This is a genomic window from Kitasatospora sp. NPDC048286 (genome assembly GCF_043201735.1).
Taxonomy (GTDB): domain Bacteria; phylum Actinomycetota; class Actinomycetes; order Streptomycetales; family Streptomycetaceae; genus Kitasatospora.
Map to the genome: position 1 here is coordinate 217,677 of NZ_JBICZE010000008.1, position 15,492 is coordinate 233,168.

Consider the following 15,492-nt stretch of genomic DNA (forward strand, 5'->3'; position numbering starts at 1 on the left):
CGGGCCCCACCGCTCAGCCGGTTAGGCGCCCGGCCGCCTCCTCCTCGGTGAGCGCGTCGATCTCGGCGATCAGCAGCGCCTCGATCCGCGCCGCGAGGGCGGCCGGCGTGCTGCTCTCGAACACGTCCCGGATGGGGATGTCGAGGCCGAGGCCGGCCCGGATCCGCGCGGCGACCCGGGTGACCAGCAGGGAGTCCCCGCCCAGCGCGAGGAAGTCGTCGAACACCCCGACTCGCGGCACTCCGAGCACCTCCTGCCACAGCTCGGTGACCAGCTGCTCGGCATCGGTGCGCGGCGCGACGTAGCCCGCCGGGGCGGCCGGCCCGGGATCGGGCAGGGCCGCGAGGTCGGGCTTGCCGTTCGGGGTCAGCGGCAGCCGGGCCAGGGTGAGCACGGTGTCCGGGACCATGTAGGCGGGCAGCCGCAGGGCGAGGTGCTCGCGCAGCTCGGCCGGCCCTGGCTCGGCGCCGGGGCACGGGACGGCGTACGCCAGGAGCCTGCGCCCGTCGCGGACCAGCACGGCGGCCTGCGCCACGGCCGGGTGCGCCGTCAGCGCCGACTCGATCTCCGCGGGTTCGATCCGGTAGCCGCGCAGCTTCAGCTGGGCGTCGCCGCGCCCCAGGAACTCCAGCCGGCCGTCCGCCCGCCACCGCGCCCGGTCACCGGTGCGGTACATCACCCCGCCGAGGTACGGGTCGGGCACGAAGGCGGCCGCGGTCAGGTCGGGCCGGCGCAGGTAGCCGCGGGCCAGGCCGCGGCCGCCGATGTACAGCTCGCCCTCGGCTCCCCGGGGCAGCAGCCCTCCGCGCTCGTCCAGCACGTGGAGCCCCACCCCGGGCAGCGGGCGGCCCAGCGAGGGCCGGCGCTCGGCGTCCGCGGCCGTCAGCTCGGCCGCGGTGACGATCACGGTGGCCTCGGTGGGGCCGTAGGTGTTGACCAGCCGGACGGCGTCCCCGTGCCGTCGGCGCCAGCGGGCGACGGTGTCGGCCCGGGCCTCGGAACCGCCGATGACCACCAGGCGCAGCGCCCGCGGCCAGCGGGTCTGGTCGCCGAGGCCGACGAGTTCCTCCCAGTAGGCCGTCGGCAGGTCGAGCACGGTGACGGCCCGTCCGGCCGGTCCGTCCAGCAGGTCGGGCAGGGTCCGGCCGCCGCCGGGCAGCAGCACGACGCACGCCCCGGCCGTCAGCGCCGGCCAGAGCTCCTCGACGTGGGTGTCGAAGCCGAGGGAGGCGAACTGGACGATCCGGTCGGCGGGGCCCAGCGCGTAGCCGTCCGGGCCCGCCATCCAGTCGACCCGGGCGGACACCGCCGCGTGGTCCACCGCGACGGCCTTCGGCGTCCCGGTGGACCCGGAGGTGTAGAGGACGTAGGCCAGGCCCTCCGGGTCCACCGGGGCGGGCTCACCGGCCGCCGGTCCCGGCACGTCCGCGTGGGTGAGGGCGTCGGTGAGGGTGAGGACGGCGTCGGCCTCGCGGAGCATCAGGGCGCGGCGGTCCTCGGGGTGGGCCGGATCGAGCGGGAGGTAGGCGGCGCCGGCCTTCCAGATCGCCGTCAGGGCGACGACCAGGTCGAAGGAGGGCGCCATCGACACCGCGACCACCCGGCCGGCCACCGGGCCGAGCCGGCGCGCCAGTTCGGTGGAGCGCCGGTCGAGTTCGGCGTAGGACAGCGTCCGGCCGTCGCACTCCAGCGCCGGTGCGTCCGGTCGCGCGGCGGCCTGCTCCGCGAACCGTTCCAGCACCGTGCGCACGCCGGCGGGAGCGTCCGGCCCCGCCCCCAGCGCGAGCAGCGCCGCGCGTTCCCGCGCCCCGACGAACCAGTCGCCGTGCAGGGGGAGTTCCGGGTCCTCGACGATCCGCGCGTACAGCTCGCGGCAGCGGCCGGCGAGCGCCTCGACGGTCTCCCGGTCGAAGAGCTCGCGGTCGTAGCAGAAGGAGAGCGTGACGCCGCCGTCGGCGGTGCGCCAACTGTCGAGCAGCAGGTCGGTCTTGGCCTGTTCGAAGCCGGAGTCCATGCTCGCCGTGCGGACGCCCGCGGGCAGCGCGGGCCCGCCGGAGCCGTCCGCGAGCTCGTTCTGGCTCTGGTGGACGAAGACGGCCTGGTAGAGCGGCCCGGCTCCGGTGTCCGCGGGCAGGCCCAGGTGGGTGGCGAGCCGCTCGGCCGGGGCGTCGGGGTGGCTGAGGGCGGCGAGCACGGCGGACCTGGTCCGCTTCAGCACGTCGCGGAAGCCGGGGTCGCCGGTGAGGTCCGACCTGATCACCGCGGTGCGGTTGAAGTAGCCGAGCAGCGCCTCGTGCGCCTTCTCGGTGCGGCCCGCGAGCGGGGTGCCAACCACGAAGTCCCGGCAGCCGGTCCAGCGCGCGAGCACGCACTGGTAGCCGGTGAGCAGCACCATGAACGGGGTGCACCGCTCCTGCCGGGCCAGCCGGTCGAGGGCGGCGGTCAGCTCGGGGCCGAGGTCGACGGTGACGAACCCGGCGGGCCTGGTGGGGTTCGACGGTCTCGGCCGGTCGAGGGGCAGGCGCAGCGCGCCGGTGCCGGCGAGCCGCTCCGCCCAGTAACGGAACGCCTCCTCGCCCGCCTCCCCGCCGGTCCTGGCCTGTTCGGCGCGGGCGAAGTCGCCGTACTGCAGCGGGAGTTCCGGCAGGTCGGCGGGCTCCTCACCGATCGCCTCGCGGTAGAGGGCCAGCAGTTCGCGCCACATCGTGCGGAAGGACCAGCCGTCGGCGACGATGTGGTGGACGACGACGCTGACCGCGTGTTCCCGGTCCCCCGCGCTGATCAGGGTCGCGCGCAGGGGCGGCGCGGCGGCGAGGTCGAACGGCGCGTTGACGTACGGGCGGCAGGCGTCGGTGAAGTCCGCCTCGGTGGCGCCCTCGGGCAGTCGGAGGGTGACCAGCTCGATCTCGGCCGGGGGCTGGACCAGTTGGACGGGCTCCGCCGCCTCGGGGCCGTCGACCACGAAGCGGGTGCGCAGGATCTCGTGCCGGGCGGTCAGCCGGGCGAGGGCGGTGCGCAGGGCCCGCGGGTCGATCGGCCCGGTCCAGCGCCGGTTGAGGTACATGTTGAAACCGGCGTCGTCCGGGTGGAGTTGCTGGAGGAACCAGAGCCGGCGCTGTTCGGCGGTCAGGGGGTGGGTGGCGGTGGTCACCGGACGGTCACCTCGGTCTCGGAGCGGTACGGGGGAAGGGGTTCGGCGGCGGTGACCGCGGTGGCGGCGGCCCGGTCCTGGAGGGCCTTCAGCCCGACCAGGTCGTCGGGCTCGGCGTCGGGCACGTCCCGGTCGAAGTGGCGCAGCACCGGGACGGCCAGGCAGACCAGCGCGAGGGCGGCCATGGCGAGGCCGAACAGCAGGTAGAGCAGTCCGATGCCGCGGCCGTCGCCGGTGCCGACGATCCGGCCGACGGTGGAGGCGAGGGCGCCGCCGTGGTCCATCAGCGGCTGGAGGAGTCCGGGGCCGAACGGGGCGACCACCGCGAAGCCGACCGGCAGGGTCGACCAGGCGACCATGGTGTTGACCGCGATCACCCGGCCGTGGAAGCGCAGCGGCACCTTGGTCTGCACGATGGTCGCGTAGGAGCCGTTGAGCAGGGCGAGCGCGAACGTCATGCCGAACGCGCCGAGGGCGACGGTCCAGGTCGACGGGCGCAGCCCGGTGAGCAGGCAGGCCGCGGCGACGGCGAGGGTGGCGAGCAGCACCCCGCGCAGCTTGCGTCGGCGCGGTCCGCCCCAGGCCACCAGGGTGATCCCGCCGAGCACGGCGCCCAGGCCGGCCGCCGTGGACACCCAGCCGGCCGCCGAGAGCGGGGCGAAGGAGAGCACGAGCGGGGTGGTGAGCAGGAACAGCGGGGAGAGGAACACGTTCAGGACGGCGAAGTACAGCAGCATCGCCCGGAAGTGGCGGCTGCCAAGGGCCCGTCGGAAGCCTTCGCGGATCTCGGCGGGGATGCTCTCCCGCCGGGTGGCGCCCAGCACGTCCGGGAACCGCACGGCCAGGGTGACGGCGATGGCGACGGCGTACCCGGCCACGTCGAGGGCGAGGATGCCGCCGAGCCCGAGCGCGGCGAGCAGGCCCACGGCGAACAGCGGGACGAGGAACTGGGCGAGGCCGAAGGCCATCTGGACCACGCCGTTGGCGCGGCCGAGGTAGCGCTTGGGGACGAGCTGGGGCACGGCCGCGTTCCAGGCGAGCCGTTGGAAGGAGAGCGCGGCGGACAGCACGGCGACGAGCGCGTAGGCGTGCCAGACCGCCAGGCCGCCGGTGGCGTACAGCAGGAGCAGGACGGCCTGGGTGAGGCCGGCGGCGAGGTCGCCGAGGAGCATGGTCCGGCGCCGGTCGCCCCGGTCGACGATCGCGCCGGCGATCGGGGCGGCGAGGATGCCGGGCACCAGGCCGCAGGCGGCGAGCAGCCCGAACTGGGCGAGGGAGCCGGTGCGCAGGTAGATCCAGACCGGGAGGGCGAACTCGGTGAGCGCCGATCCGATCATCGACACCTGCTGCCCGGAGGCGACGGTGAGGAAGCGGCGCATGGTCGGGCGGACGGGCGCTCGCCCGTCGTGCGCCGCCTGCCGTTCGGCGTCCCGGGAGAGCCCGGCCAGCCACCAGGTCGCGCCGTCCGTCCGGCGGTCGCGGTCCTCCTCGCCCTCGGCGATCGACCGGTGGACGCCGCAGACGATGGCGGCGAGTTCGGCGGCCCGGTACTTGAGGTAGAAGTGGCCGGCCTCGTCGAGGACCACCACGGCGGTGGTGTCGGCGATCCGGTGCCACTCGCGGAAGCGCTCCTGGTAGAACTCGGTGGCCGGGTCGCGGTCGCCGCAGACCGCGATCACGGGGGCCTTGATCCGTCCGCCCTCGGTCCCGAACATCCGGGTGAAGTACCGCTCAACGTCCTTGGTGCCGGTGCGGCGGTTGCGGACGATCAGCCGCAGCTGTTCCGGCTCCAGGTCGTCGGTGTCCATCCCGGCGGCGGCCAGCCCGTTGATCATGTCCTGGTCGCTGCGCATCCGGTCAAGGAACTGCGCCCAGCGTTCCCCGACCGCCGCGCCGCGCCCCCTGGGGCGGGCGAAGGGGAAGATGCCGCCGAGGTGGACGGCGTCGATCTCCCGGCCGGCGGCCTCGACCCGGCGGGCGATCTCGACGGCGAGGCGCACGCCGACCCCGCAGTGCCCGTACAGCACGATCCGGCCCTCGACGTTCTCGAGGATCTCGCGCGCGCAGCGGTCGGCGACCTCGTCGACGTCCATCGGTTCCTCGCCGAGTTCGTGTCCGGGGACGGCGATGGAGTGCAGCGCCCAGTCCTCGGGCAGGGCGTCGGCGAGCGGCTTGTAGATCAGTGCGCTGCCGCCGCCGTAGGGCGCGCAGACCACGCTGGCGGTGGTGCGGCGGCGTTCGGGGGTGAGCCGGTGCAGCAGTCCCCGCGGCCCCCGGTCGGCGCCCGGGTCGGCGACCAGCCCGGCGAGCTGCCGGACGGTCGGGAAGCGGAAGAGGTCCATCACGCCGACCGGGGTCGGCAGGTCGGGGAAGGCGCGGCGCAGCCGGGCGACGACCTGGGTGGCGAGCAGCGAGTGCCCGCCGATCTCGAAGAAGTCGTCCAGGGCGCCGACCTTCGCGAGGTCGAGCACCTCGGCCCAGATCGCGGCGATCCGGGTCTCGGTGTCGCCCTCGGGTTCGACGTGTCCGGCGGCCGGGGCGGTGTCCTCGGGTTCGGGCAGCGCCTTGCGGTCGATCTTGCCGTGGGCCAGCAGCGGGAGGCGGTCCAGGACGACGAAGCGGGCGGGGACCATGTAGTCCGGCAGGACCTCGCCGAGTGCCGTCCGCAGGTCGGCCGGGGCGGGGGCGGGGGCGCCGCCGGCGCGTTCGAGGTAGGCGACGAGGTTCTGTCGGATGCCCTCGCCCCGGACGGTCACGAAGGCCTGGGTGACGCCGGGCAGCGCGGTGAGCGCGGCCTCGATCTCGCCGGGCTCGACCCGGTAGCCGCGGACCTTGATCTGGTCGTCGGCGCGGCCCAGGTACTCCAGTACGCCTCCCCCGGCCTCCGGCCGGGGGGACCCCCATCGCCGCCAACGGGCGAGGTCGCCGGTGCGGTACATCCGGCCGCCGTTGAACGGGTCCTCGACGAAGCGTTCCGCCGTCAGGTCGGGGCGGCCCAGGTAGCCGCGGGCCAGCCGCTCCCCTCCGAGGTAGAGCTCGCCGGTCACGCCGGGCGGCACCGGCCGGCCGGCACCGTCCAGGACGTAGCAGCGCGCGCCGGCCAGCGGGGTGCCGATCGGGGTGCTCCCCGGGCCGTGCTCCCCCGGGAGGACCTCGTGGACGGTGACGCCGACGGTCGCCTCGGTCGGGCCGTAGTGGTTGAACACCGCGCAGCCGCCGCGGGCGGCCAGGTCGGCGGCCCAGGCCCAGGACGAGGCCTCCCCGCCGAGCACCAGGGCCCGGCGGGGCAGCAGGCGCTCGACCGGGGCGTCGGCGCAGAGCGCGGCCAGGTGGGAGGGCGTCATCTTGAGGTAGTCGAGGGCGCAGGCCTCGATGTGTTCGGCGAGTTCGGCGCCGGAGACGCGGCGCGGCAGCAGGTGCACCCGGCCGCCGGTGGTGAGCGCCAGGTACAGCATCGTGATGCTGAAGTCGAAGGCCAGGGACTGCAGCAGGCCGTAGCGGGCGCCGGGCTCGATCCGCAGTCTCTCCCGGACGCCGGCCAGGTAGTTGAGGATCTCCCGGTGCTGGACCGCGACGCCCTTGGGCCGGCCGGTGGAGCCGGAGGTGTAGATGACGTAGGCGAGGTCGTCCGGTCCGGACGTCTCGGCGAGCGGCTCTTCGTCCCTCGCTTCGCCCGTCGCTTCGTCCGTCGCTTCGTCCGAGAGGTCGACGCGGTCCACGAGCAGTTCGGCGCCCCGGTACCCGGGGAGCCGGTCCCGCAGGTGCGAGTCCGTCACCAGCACGCGCGCGTCCGCGTCGGCCACCAGGTGGGACAGCCGCGCGGGCGGCTGCTCCGGGTCCAGCGGCAGGTAGCAGCCGCCGGCCTTCAGCACGGCGACCAGGGCGACGGCGAGGTCCGGGGACTGCTCCAGGCAGACCGCCACCCGGTCGTCCCGGCCGACGCCCAGGGCGCGCAGCCGCCGGGCCAGGGCGGTCGCCCGCGCGTCGAGTTCGCGGTGGGTGACGGTGGCGTCCTCGAAGACCAGCGCGGGGCGGTCGCCCGCCTGCCGGGCGGCCTGCGCGAGCAGCGCGGTCAGCGTCGCCGGTCCGTCCTCGGGGAGCGCCGGGCCGGCGGCCCATCGTTCGACCAGGTCGCGGCGCTCGGCTTCGGTCGACAGCGGCAGGTCGTCGACGGCCCGGTCCGGGTCGGCCGTGGCCGCCGTCATCAGGACCTCGAAGCGCTCGACGAGCCGTCGTACGGTGTCGGCGTCGAAGAGGTCGGTCCGGTAGGTGATCAGGCCGAAGAGTCCGCCGTCCTTCTTCTCCCGCAGGTAGAACGCGAGGTCGGAGTGGCTCGTGGTGGCCGCGTGCCCGAATCCCTCGGCGGGGGCGGCGGGGGCGGTGGAGGCCGCGCGCTCGCCGTAGTTCTGGTAGGCAAAGGTCGTCTGGAACACCGCCGATCGGCTGACGTCGCGCTCGATGTCCAGGTCCGCGACCATCTGCTCGAAGGGCACCTCCTGGTGGGTGTAGGCGTTGAGCGTCGTCTCGCGTACCCGGCCGACCAGTTGTCCGAAGGTGAGCCCCTCCGCCAGCCGGGCCCGGATCGGCAGCATGTTGACGAAGGCCCCGACCACCCCTTCCAGTTCCCTGTGGAGGCGGCCGGCCACGGCCGAGCCGATCGCGAAGTCCCGCTGGCCGGCGTGCCGCCCGAGCAGCACCTGGAGCCCGGCCATCAGCACCATGTACGGGGACGCCCCGTGGGCGCGGGCGAACTCGGCGAGGGCTCGGACGAGTTCCGGGCTCCAGTGCAGTTCGACGGCCGCGCCGTCGAAGGTGAGCAGCGGTGGCCGGGGGCGGTCGGCGGGCAGGTCCAGGGCGGGGACGTCGGCGAGTTCGGTGCGCCAGTAATCGCGGGAGGCGGCCAGGGCGCCGCTGTCCAGCCGGTCGCGCTGCCAGCGCGCGTAGTCCCCGAACTGGACTGGCAGGGGCGGGAGTTCGTTCTCGGCGTGGTGGGCGTACCGGGCGTAGAGCAGGTCCAGTTCCCGGTTGATGATGTCGATGGACCAGCCGTCGCCGACGATGTGGTGCAGGACCAGGGCGAGGACGTGGTCCTCGTCGGCGAGCCGGACCAGCAGGGCCCGTAGCAGCGGCCCGGCCGCGAGGTCGAAGGGTCTGGCGACCAGTGCCCCGATCTCCTCGGCGGCTCTTCGCCCGGGGTCGGGGTCGTCCGAGGCGTCCAGGTAGGCGGCGGCGAAGGGGCCCGGTTCGACGACCAGGACCTCGGCCCGGCCGTCCCCGGTGACCGGGAAGGCCATCCGCAGGCCCTCGTGCCGCGCCAGCAGGGCGGTCAGGGCGGCGTCCAGGGCCGGGCGGTCCAGCGGCCCGCGCAGCCGGCGGGCCGGGGCGAGCGTGTACGCCGTCCCGCCGGGCGAGAACTGGTCCATGAACCAGAGCCGTTCCTGTCCGCTGGACAGGGGCGGCGCGCTGCCCTCCGGGCGGGGCTCGACCACCCGCACCGGGGCCGCCGCGGCGGCGCCGCGCAGGCGCTGGGCGAGGAGGGATCGTTTGGTGGCGGACCAGTCCGCGGGCAGGTCCTGGGTGTCGGTCATCGGCAGTCCGTTCGGGGGTGGAGCGGGAGGGGCGGCGCGGCGGGGCGGTCGACGGCTGGGCGGTCGACGGCGGTCAACGCCGCTCGCGCACGACGTCGGCCAGCTCGGCCGGGGTGGAGGCGTCGAAGAACAGGTCGAAGGCGAGGTCGACCCCGAAGGAGGCGCGGATCCGGGCGGTGATCTGGATGATCGTCAGCGAGTGTCCGCCGAGGTCGAAGAGGTCGTCGTCGGGGCCGATGCCGGGGGCGCCCAGGACCTCCTCCCAGATCGCCAGGATGCTCGCGGTGAGGTCGTCGGCCTCCGCCGGGCCCACGGCGGCCGGGCGCGGCGGGGCGGGCAGCGCGCGCCGGTCGAGCTTGCCGCTGGTGGTGAGCGGCAGGCGATCGAGGGCCACGAACTGCCGGGGCACCATGACGGCGGGGAGGGTGCGCAGCAGGTGGTCCCGCAGGTCGGCGTCGGCCGCCGGCGCGCCGCCGGGTGCGGGCACCTGGTAGCCGACCAGCGCGGGCTCCCCCTCGACCTGCTCGCAGACGGCGACGGCCGCCGCCGCGACGGCCGGGTGGGCGAGCAGCGCGGCCTCGATCTCGCCGAGTTCGATCCGGTGGCCGCGGATCTTCACCTGGTCGTCGATCCGGCCGTGGTACTCCAGTTCGCCGTCCTGCGTCCAGGCCGCGAGGTCGCCGGTGCGGTACATCCGGCCACCGGCGAAGGGGTCCTCGACGAAACGTTCCGCCGTCAGTTCGGGCCGCCCGCGGTAGCCGTCCGCGAGGCCGTCGCCGCCCAGGTGGAGTTCGCCGGGGATGCCGACCGGCAGTGGCCGGCCGTGGGCGTCCAGGACGTACGCCCTGGTGTTGGTGATCGGCCGGCCGACCACCACGGCGTCCGCTCCGGCGGGGACGTCGGCGCAGGTGGCGTAGATCGTCGCCTCGGTCGGGCCGTAGCCGTTGGTCAGCCGGGCGAGGGAGCCCCGCAGTTCGCGGGCCAGCGGGAGCGGCAGCGCCTCCCCGCCGACGATCCCGGTCAGCCCCGCCGGCAGCGGGCCGGCGCTGAGCAGCACCCGCCAGCCGGAGGGGGTCGCCTGCAGATGGGTCACGCCCTCGCGCCGGATCAGCCCGAGCGTGCCCGGCGCGTCCAGGGCGGCGCCGTCCGGCGCGAGGACCAGTCGGCCGCCGGTGGTCAGTGGCAGCAGGATCTCCAGCCCGGAGATGTCGAAGGAGAGCGAGGTCAGGCCGAGCCAGACGTCCTGCGGGCCCGAGCCCAGCCGCTGGGCGAACGAGGTCAGGAGGTTCACCAGGGCCCGGTGCCCGATCTCCACGCCCTTGGGCCGACCGGTCGAGCCGGAGGTGTACAGCACGTAGGCGAGCCCGTCGGGCGGGATCGGCTCCGTCCTGGCGGGCACCGGCTCCGGACGGGCTTCCGTACGGGCTTCCGTGCCTGCTTCCCCGAGCCGGAGTACGGCCGGTGCCGCCGCCGCGACGTCGGGCGCGGGGTCCCGGTCGGCGACCAGCAGGGCCGCGCCCGAGTCGGCGAGCAGGAAGGCGAGCCGCTCGACGGGGTGGCCGGGGTCGAGCGGCAGGTAGCCGGCCCCGGCGGCGTGCACCGCGAGCAGGACGGCGGGCAGGTCGGCGGAGCGCTCCAGGTGCAGGGCGACGACGTCACCGCGGCGGACCCCGGCCCGGCCCAGCACGGCGGCCAGTTCGTCGGTCCGCTCCACGAGCGCCCGGTAGGTCAGCCGCTCGGTGCCGGCGCTGACGGCGAGGGCGTCCGGCGTCTCGGCGGCCCGCTCCCGCACCAGGTCCAGGGCGGTGCGCTCGTGGGGGTAGGGGCGGGCGGTGTCGTTCCACTCGTCGAGCACCAGCTGCCGCTCGGCCTCGCCCAGGAACGGCAGGGCGCCCAGCGGGGCCTCGGGGGTGGCCGTCGCGGCTTCCAGCAGGGCCCGGTAGTGCCCGGCGACGCGCTCCGCGGCCTCCGGCGACAGGACCGCCGGGGCGTACTGGAGCGAGAAGGCGAGCCCCTCGGTGGTGTCGACCGCCTGGAGGTGGAGGGTGTTGCGGGCGGCGCCGTTGAACACCGCGCGGTCCACCCGGACGGCGCTTCCCGGGAACACCGGGTCGGCGGCCCGGCCGCGCCGGTAGCCGAACGACACGGGGGCCAGCCCGGCGCGCGGTGTGAGGCCGCCGACCGCCGCGCCGAAGGGCACCGAGCGGAACGGGTACCCGCCGCGGGCCTCGGCGCGCACGGCCCGGGCGTACTCGGCGAAGGGCGTCCCGGTGCTCGCCCCGGCCGGCGCGTGCACCGGCAGCTCGTTGACGAACAGGCCGATGTCCCCGGCCTGTTCGGCCGTCCGGACGGAGAGCGGCACGGAGACGGCGGCCGCCTCGGCGCCGTAGCGCAGCAGCAGTCCGTGCAGTGCGGCGAGCAGGAACTCGAAGACGGTGACGCCGCAGCGCTCGGCGGCGGCGGCCAGCACCGCCCGGCCCGGCGCGTCCGTCCGCCACCCGACGGACACCCCGGACGCCGGGGCGGTGACGGCCTGCGGCAGCCCCGGCAGGACGGGCTCCGCGGCCGCGGCCCAGCGCGGGCCGTACCAGTCCGCCGCGCGGCGGACCAGCTCGGGGTCGGGCGGGGTCGGCGGCGCGGTGGGCGTGCGGTCGGCCGCCGGAGCGGCCACGCCGAGGGCCTGCGCGTAGGCGGCGGCGAGTTCCGCCACCAGGACGTCCTTCGACTCCCCGTCGAACACCGCGTGGTGCACGACCGCGAGCAGCACCGCCTCGTCACCGCGGCCCCGGTGGAGGGTGAACCGCGCCAGGGGCCCGGCCGCCAGGTCGAACGGCCGTGCCACGTCCTCGGCCAGCCGCTTCTCCCGGCCCTGCGCGCAGTCCCCGGAGGCGTCGACCACCTCCAGGACGGGAGCGGGGCCGGGCTCCGCCAGGAGGATCCCATCGCGTTCCACGAACACCTGGGACAGGGCGGGATGACGTGCCGTCACGGTCTCGACGGCCCGGGCGAGGGCCTCGGCGTCGACCCGGTCGAAGGAGATCAGGACGGGCATGTGGAACACCCCGTGCGCCTGGCCGAGGCGCTCGGTGAACCAGATGCCCCGTTGGAAGGGCGAGGCGTGCGGGGGGAGGGAGTGTGGCATGTGGGGCTCGATTCGGCAGTCGGTGAATGGTGCGTTCCCCGTGGCCGGGCGCCGACGTGGCCGGCACCGCGGTTTCTCTGGTGACGCGGCCGACGGGCCGCTGCGGCCTCGACCCTCCCGACCCGCAGATCCCCCCTGCGCACAGCCGGTTCTGAGCCGGTCCTCTCCCCCGACGAAGAGGCCGATCTTGGTCCAGACCTGCCGAGAGGTTGGCAGAGAAGCCCAGCGCCGTCAAGGGTCGTCCCGTCCCCCGGAAGAGGCGTCATGCACGCGTCCAACCTGCGGGAACGTCGCGACGGGGGCGGTCTTCTGATCGTTCGTCATCGTCTCACCGGCCGGCCGGGCGGCGGGCTCCACCGGAGCACGGCCGACTGCAGCCCCGGTCCGCCGCCGCACCTGCCGGGCAGGTGCGGCGGCGGACCAGGGCCCGGCTCAGGCGAGCGGGCGGCAGAGCAGCGCGGCCGGGGCGCCGTACTGGAGGCGCTGCCAGGTGGAGGCGACGCCGGCCAGGTACTCGCCGTCCGCGCACTGGCCCTTGTAGCGGCCCGGCGCCCAGTCACTCGCCACCGAGCCGCCCGTGGCGGGCCGGTTGTCGCCCCGGTCGAACCAGAGGGTGCGGCCGGTCAGCGGCAGCGGGGCCGCCGCGGGGGCGCAGAGCAGGGCGGCCATGCCGTTGTTGCGCACGCTGTAGCCGACGGCGAAGGTGCGGTCGGGGCACTGGAGCTGGTCGTAGCCGGACGCCCAGTCGCCCCCGGTGACGTAGCGCTCGTCGGTGACGGTGATCCAGTCGCCGCTGCCGCCGGCCGGTTCGCCCGCGTCCGTGCACAGGGCCCGGCTGTCGCCGCGGGCGAGGGCGGTCAGGCGCTGGCCGTCCGGGCAGTCGCCCTTGCGGTTGCCGGGGCTCCAGTCCGCGCGCGCGAGCATCCGCCGGGAGAGGTCCTGGTCGGCGTGGTCGAGGCTGAGCATGTTCCAGTGGCTCACCGCGGGCACCGGGCCGCTCGCCGCCGGGGCGCCGACCAGCTTCGTCCAGTCGGTGGCGCGCCAGTCGCCGGGGTCGGTGAGGCCGGTCCTGGTGCCGTCGGGGCCGTAGGAGAGCAGCGCCCAGGTGTCCAGCGGGCGGCCGGCGGTGTCGGCCCAGCCGACCAGCGGCCAGATGGCGAAGTCGGTGTCGTTGGCGGCCAGGATGTCGGTGAAGGCGTGCAGCCAGGCCTGTTCCTTGGCGTCGGTCGAGCCCCGGCCGGCGGCGCCGAACTCGCTGATCCACACCGGGGCGGTGAAGTGCTGGCCGGAGCGGGTGACGAACAGCGCCTCGTCGTCGACCACCTGGGCGAGCTGCTCGGGGGTGAAGTCCTGGTAGCGCGGGTCGCCGGTGGATCCGGGGCCGCTGCCCGCGCCGGTGTTGGCCGGGCCGGTGTAGCCGTAGAAGTGCGCGGCGTAGACCAGCTTGCCGGAGTCGATCAGGGTGTTGGAGAGGTTGCGCACGGGGGTGAGCATCGGGCGGCCGTGGCTGAACCCGGCGGCGGGGATGCCGTACCAGTTGATGCCCTCCATGACGACCAGCATGTCCGGGTCGGCCTGGAGGATGCGGTTGCCGGCCTCCTCGAAGGCGGCGTACTCGTCGTGGGAGTCGCCCGTCCCCCAGTTGGGGTCGTCCCAGACGTCCCGGCGGACCTCGTTGCGCAGGTCGGCGCCGACCACCCGCTTGTCGGCCTTGTAGCGGTTCACCATGAACAGCCAGTCGTCCTCCCACTGCGCGGTCGACTGGCCGCTGTTCCAGCGCTCGTTGCCGTCCAGGCCGCAGCAGAACCGGTAGCTGGTGGTGTGGTTGTTGAGGATCACCGCGAAGCCGTCGGCGGTCAGCGCGGCCACCACGGCGTCGAACACCTGGAGCGGGGTGCGTCCGCGCAGCTCGGGGTTGGCGGCGACGGCGGCGTCCGGGACGGGGACGGTGTCATGGACCATCGCGTTGGCGAACGGCAGCCGGATGCTGTTGAGGCCGAGCCCGTGGAAGTCGGCCAGCAGCCGCTGGATCGGCACCCGGTCCAGGCCCAGCGGGATGTTGTGCGACACCTGCCCGGCCTGGTTGTTCGCCGGGTCGTCGGTGCTCCCGCTGCCCTGCCAAGTACCCTGGGCACCCGCCCAGTTGGCCGCCTTCAGCTTGAAGCGCGTGCCGTCGGCGTCCACGATGTAGCGCCCGCGGGTGCTCAGCGGGCCGGTCCAGGACGCGGCCAGGGAGCCGGCAGCCGTGGCCCGGTGCTCCTCGCCGGGCGCCGCGACGCCGGGGCTCGCCACCAGGACGGCGAGCACCGGCAGGGCCGCGGCCAGGGCGAGCAGACGCCCCGCAAGACTCTTCATGGTCATCCCCGCTGTGGTGAGGTGGCTCGGGCCGCGTCCGGGCACACCGGAGCCGTCGGCGAGGACAGACGATATGACGGAACCTCAGGCCCGGGAAGGGTGCGTGCTGTCCTCCAGGGGAAGTCCGGGTGAAGATCAGCGGCCGCGCCGCAGCACCCGGCGCACCCGGGGCCACCGCGACGCGGTGGCCAGGAACCCGGCCGCGGTCAGCAGCCAGGCACCCGCGGCGACCCACAGCAGCACCCGGCCGAGCGGGCTCAGCCAGTCCACCCCGGTCGCCGTCGCGGCGACCAGGGCGGCGACGGCGGTCATGCCGAGCGGGAAGACGGTGGCCCAGCGGCGCAGGTCGTAGGCCGGGCGCGGACTGCGCAGCTCCGCCGCCAGGAGGACGGCGTACCCGGCGAGCGCCAGGCCGAGCAGCACCCAGGTGACGGCGCGCAGGGCGGAGTGGAGGCCGGGCGTCCAGTCCGGCAGGGCGGTGAGCTTGCCGGCGGCGAGGGCCGAGATGGACAGCGCCCCGGCGATCACCCACTGGTCGCCGGCCCCGGTGAGGATCTGCCGGAGGTCGAAGCGGACCAGGGCCCCGAGGTAGAGCAGGAGGCCGAGGCAGAAGGCGGCGAGCGCGGCGGGCGCCAGCCGGTCGGGGCCGCCGGCCGCGGCGATGGTGGCGGCGAGGACGGCGAGCGCCTGGGTGGAGACACAGACCAGGAAGACGGCCCCGGGCATGCCGCGCCGCCAGTGCCGCACCACGGAGGCCAGCAGGAACGGCCAGACCAGGGCGGCGAGGGCCAGCAGCGCCAGGGCGACGCCCTGGTGGCCGAGCAGCGAGATCCGGGTGCCGAGGACGCCGGTGGAGGCGACGGCGGTGAGGGCGGGCGGGGTCGCGGCCTTGAGCGTCCAGTCGCCGCGGGCGTTCAGGAAGGTCAGGGCGAAGGCCACGGCGAGCAGCACCCAGAGCCCGGCGGCGAGGGCCAGCAGGACGGACGAGAGCACCTCCCTCCCGACCAGGTGGAGGCCGACGGAGACGATTCCGGTGGCCATCACCGCCGAGCCGGCCGCGGGCGGGACGGTGCTCCACCACCCGTTCGGGGCATGCGGCCGCGCGGGCCGGGGGCTGGTCGCAGAGTTCATGTGCCCATTAGCGGAACTCCCGGCGGTGCGGCCGCTGCCGCCACGCCGGTGCCGCCGTTGTGACGGTTCGTCCGCTTCGTCCGCATAACTTGGTCCCCGGTCGATCCGTGGTCAGTGGTCAGGTC

The 15,492-nt window shown here is 75.4% G+C and carries 5 protein-coding genes; all 5 read right to left on the reverse strand.

The genetic code is table 11. The features are described 5' to 3' along the window. Positions 1-13: 13 nt before the first annotated feature. Complete coding sequence (locus tag ACGF13_RS21035; protein WP_392877210.1) at positions 14-3,151, reverse strand: amino acid adenylation domain-containing protein; 3,138 nt, start codon at positions 3,149-3,151, stop codon at positions 14-16. Next, positions 3,148-8,739, reverse strand: a complete 5,592-nt coding sequence (locus tag ACGF13_RS21040) for an amino acid adenylation domain-containing protein (RefSeq protein WP_392877212.1) — start codon at positions 8,737-8,739, stop codon at positions 3,148-3,150. The genes ACGF13_RS21035 and ACGF13_RS21040 overlap by 4 nt, the downstream gene beginning before the upstream one ends. Before the next feature lie 73 nt (positions 8,740-8,812). Next, positions 8,813-11,881 carry an amino acid adenylation domain-containing protein gene (locus ACGF13_RS21045; RefSeq protein ID WP_392877214.1) on the reverse strand — a complete coding sequence of 1,023 codons (3,069 nt, stop codon included), beginning with the start codon at positions 11,879-11,881 and terminating at the stop codon, positions 8,813-8,815. Positions 11,882-12,313: 432 nt separating this feature from the next. After that, positions 12,314-14,242 (reverse strand): glycoside hydrolase family 5 protein, encoded by a 1,929-nt coding sequence (locus ACGF13_RS21050; RefSeq protein WP_392877216.1) that lies wholly within the window; start codon positions 14,240-14,242, stop codon positions 12,314-12,316. Positions 14,243-14,371: 129 nt separating this feature from the next. After that, entirely contained in the window at positions 14,372-15,367 is a 996-nt protein-coding gene (locus tag ACGF13_RS21055; RefSeq protein ID WP_392877218.1) for a tellurite resistance/C4-dicarboxylate transporter family protein, read from the reverse strand. Positions 15,368-15,492 lie beyond the last annotated feature (125 nt).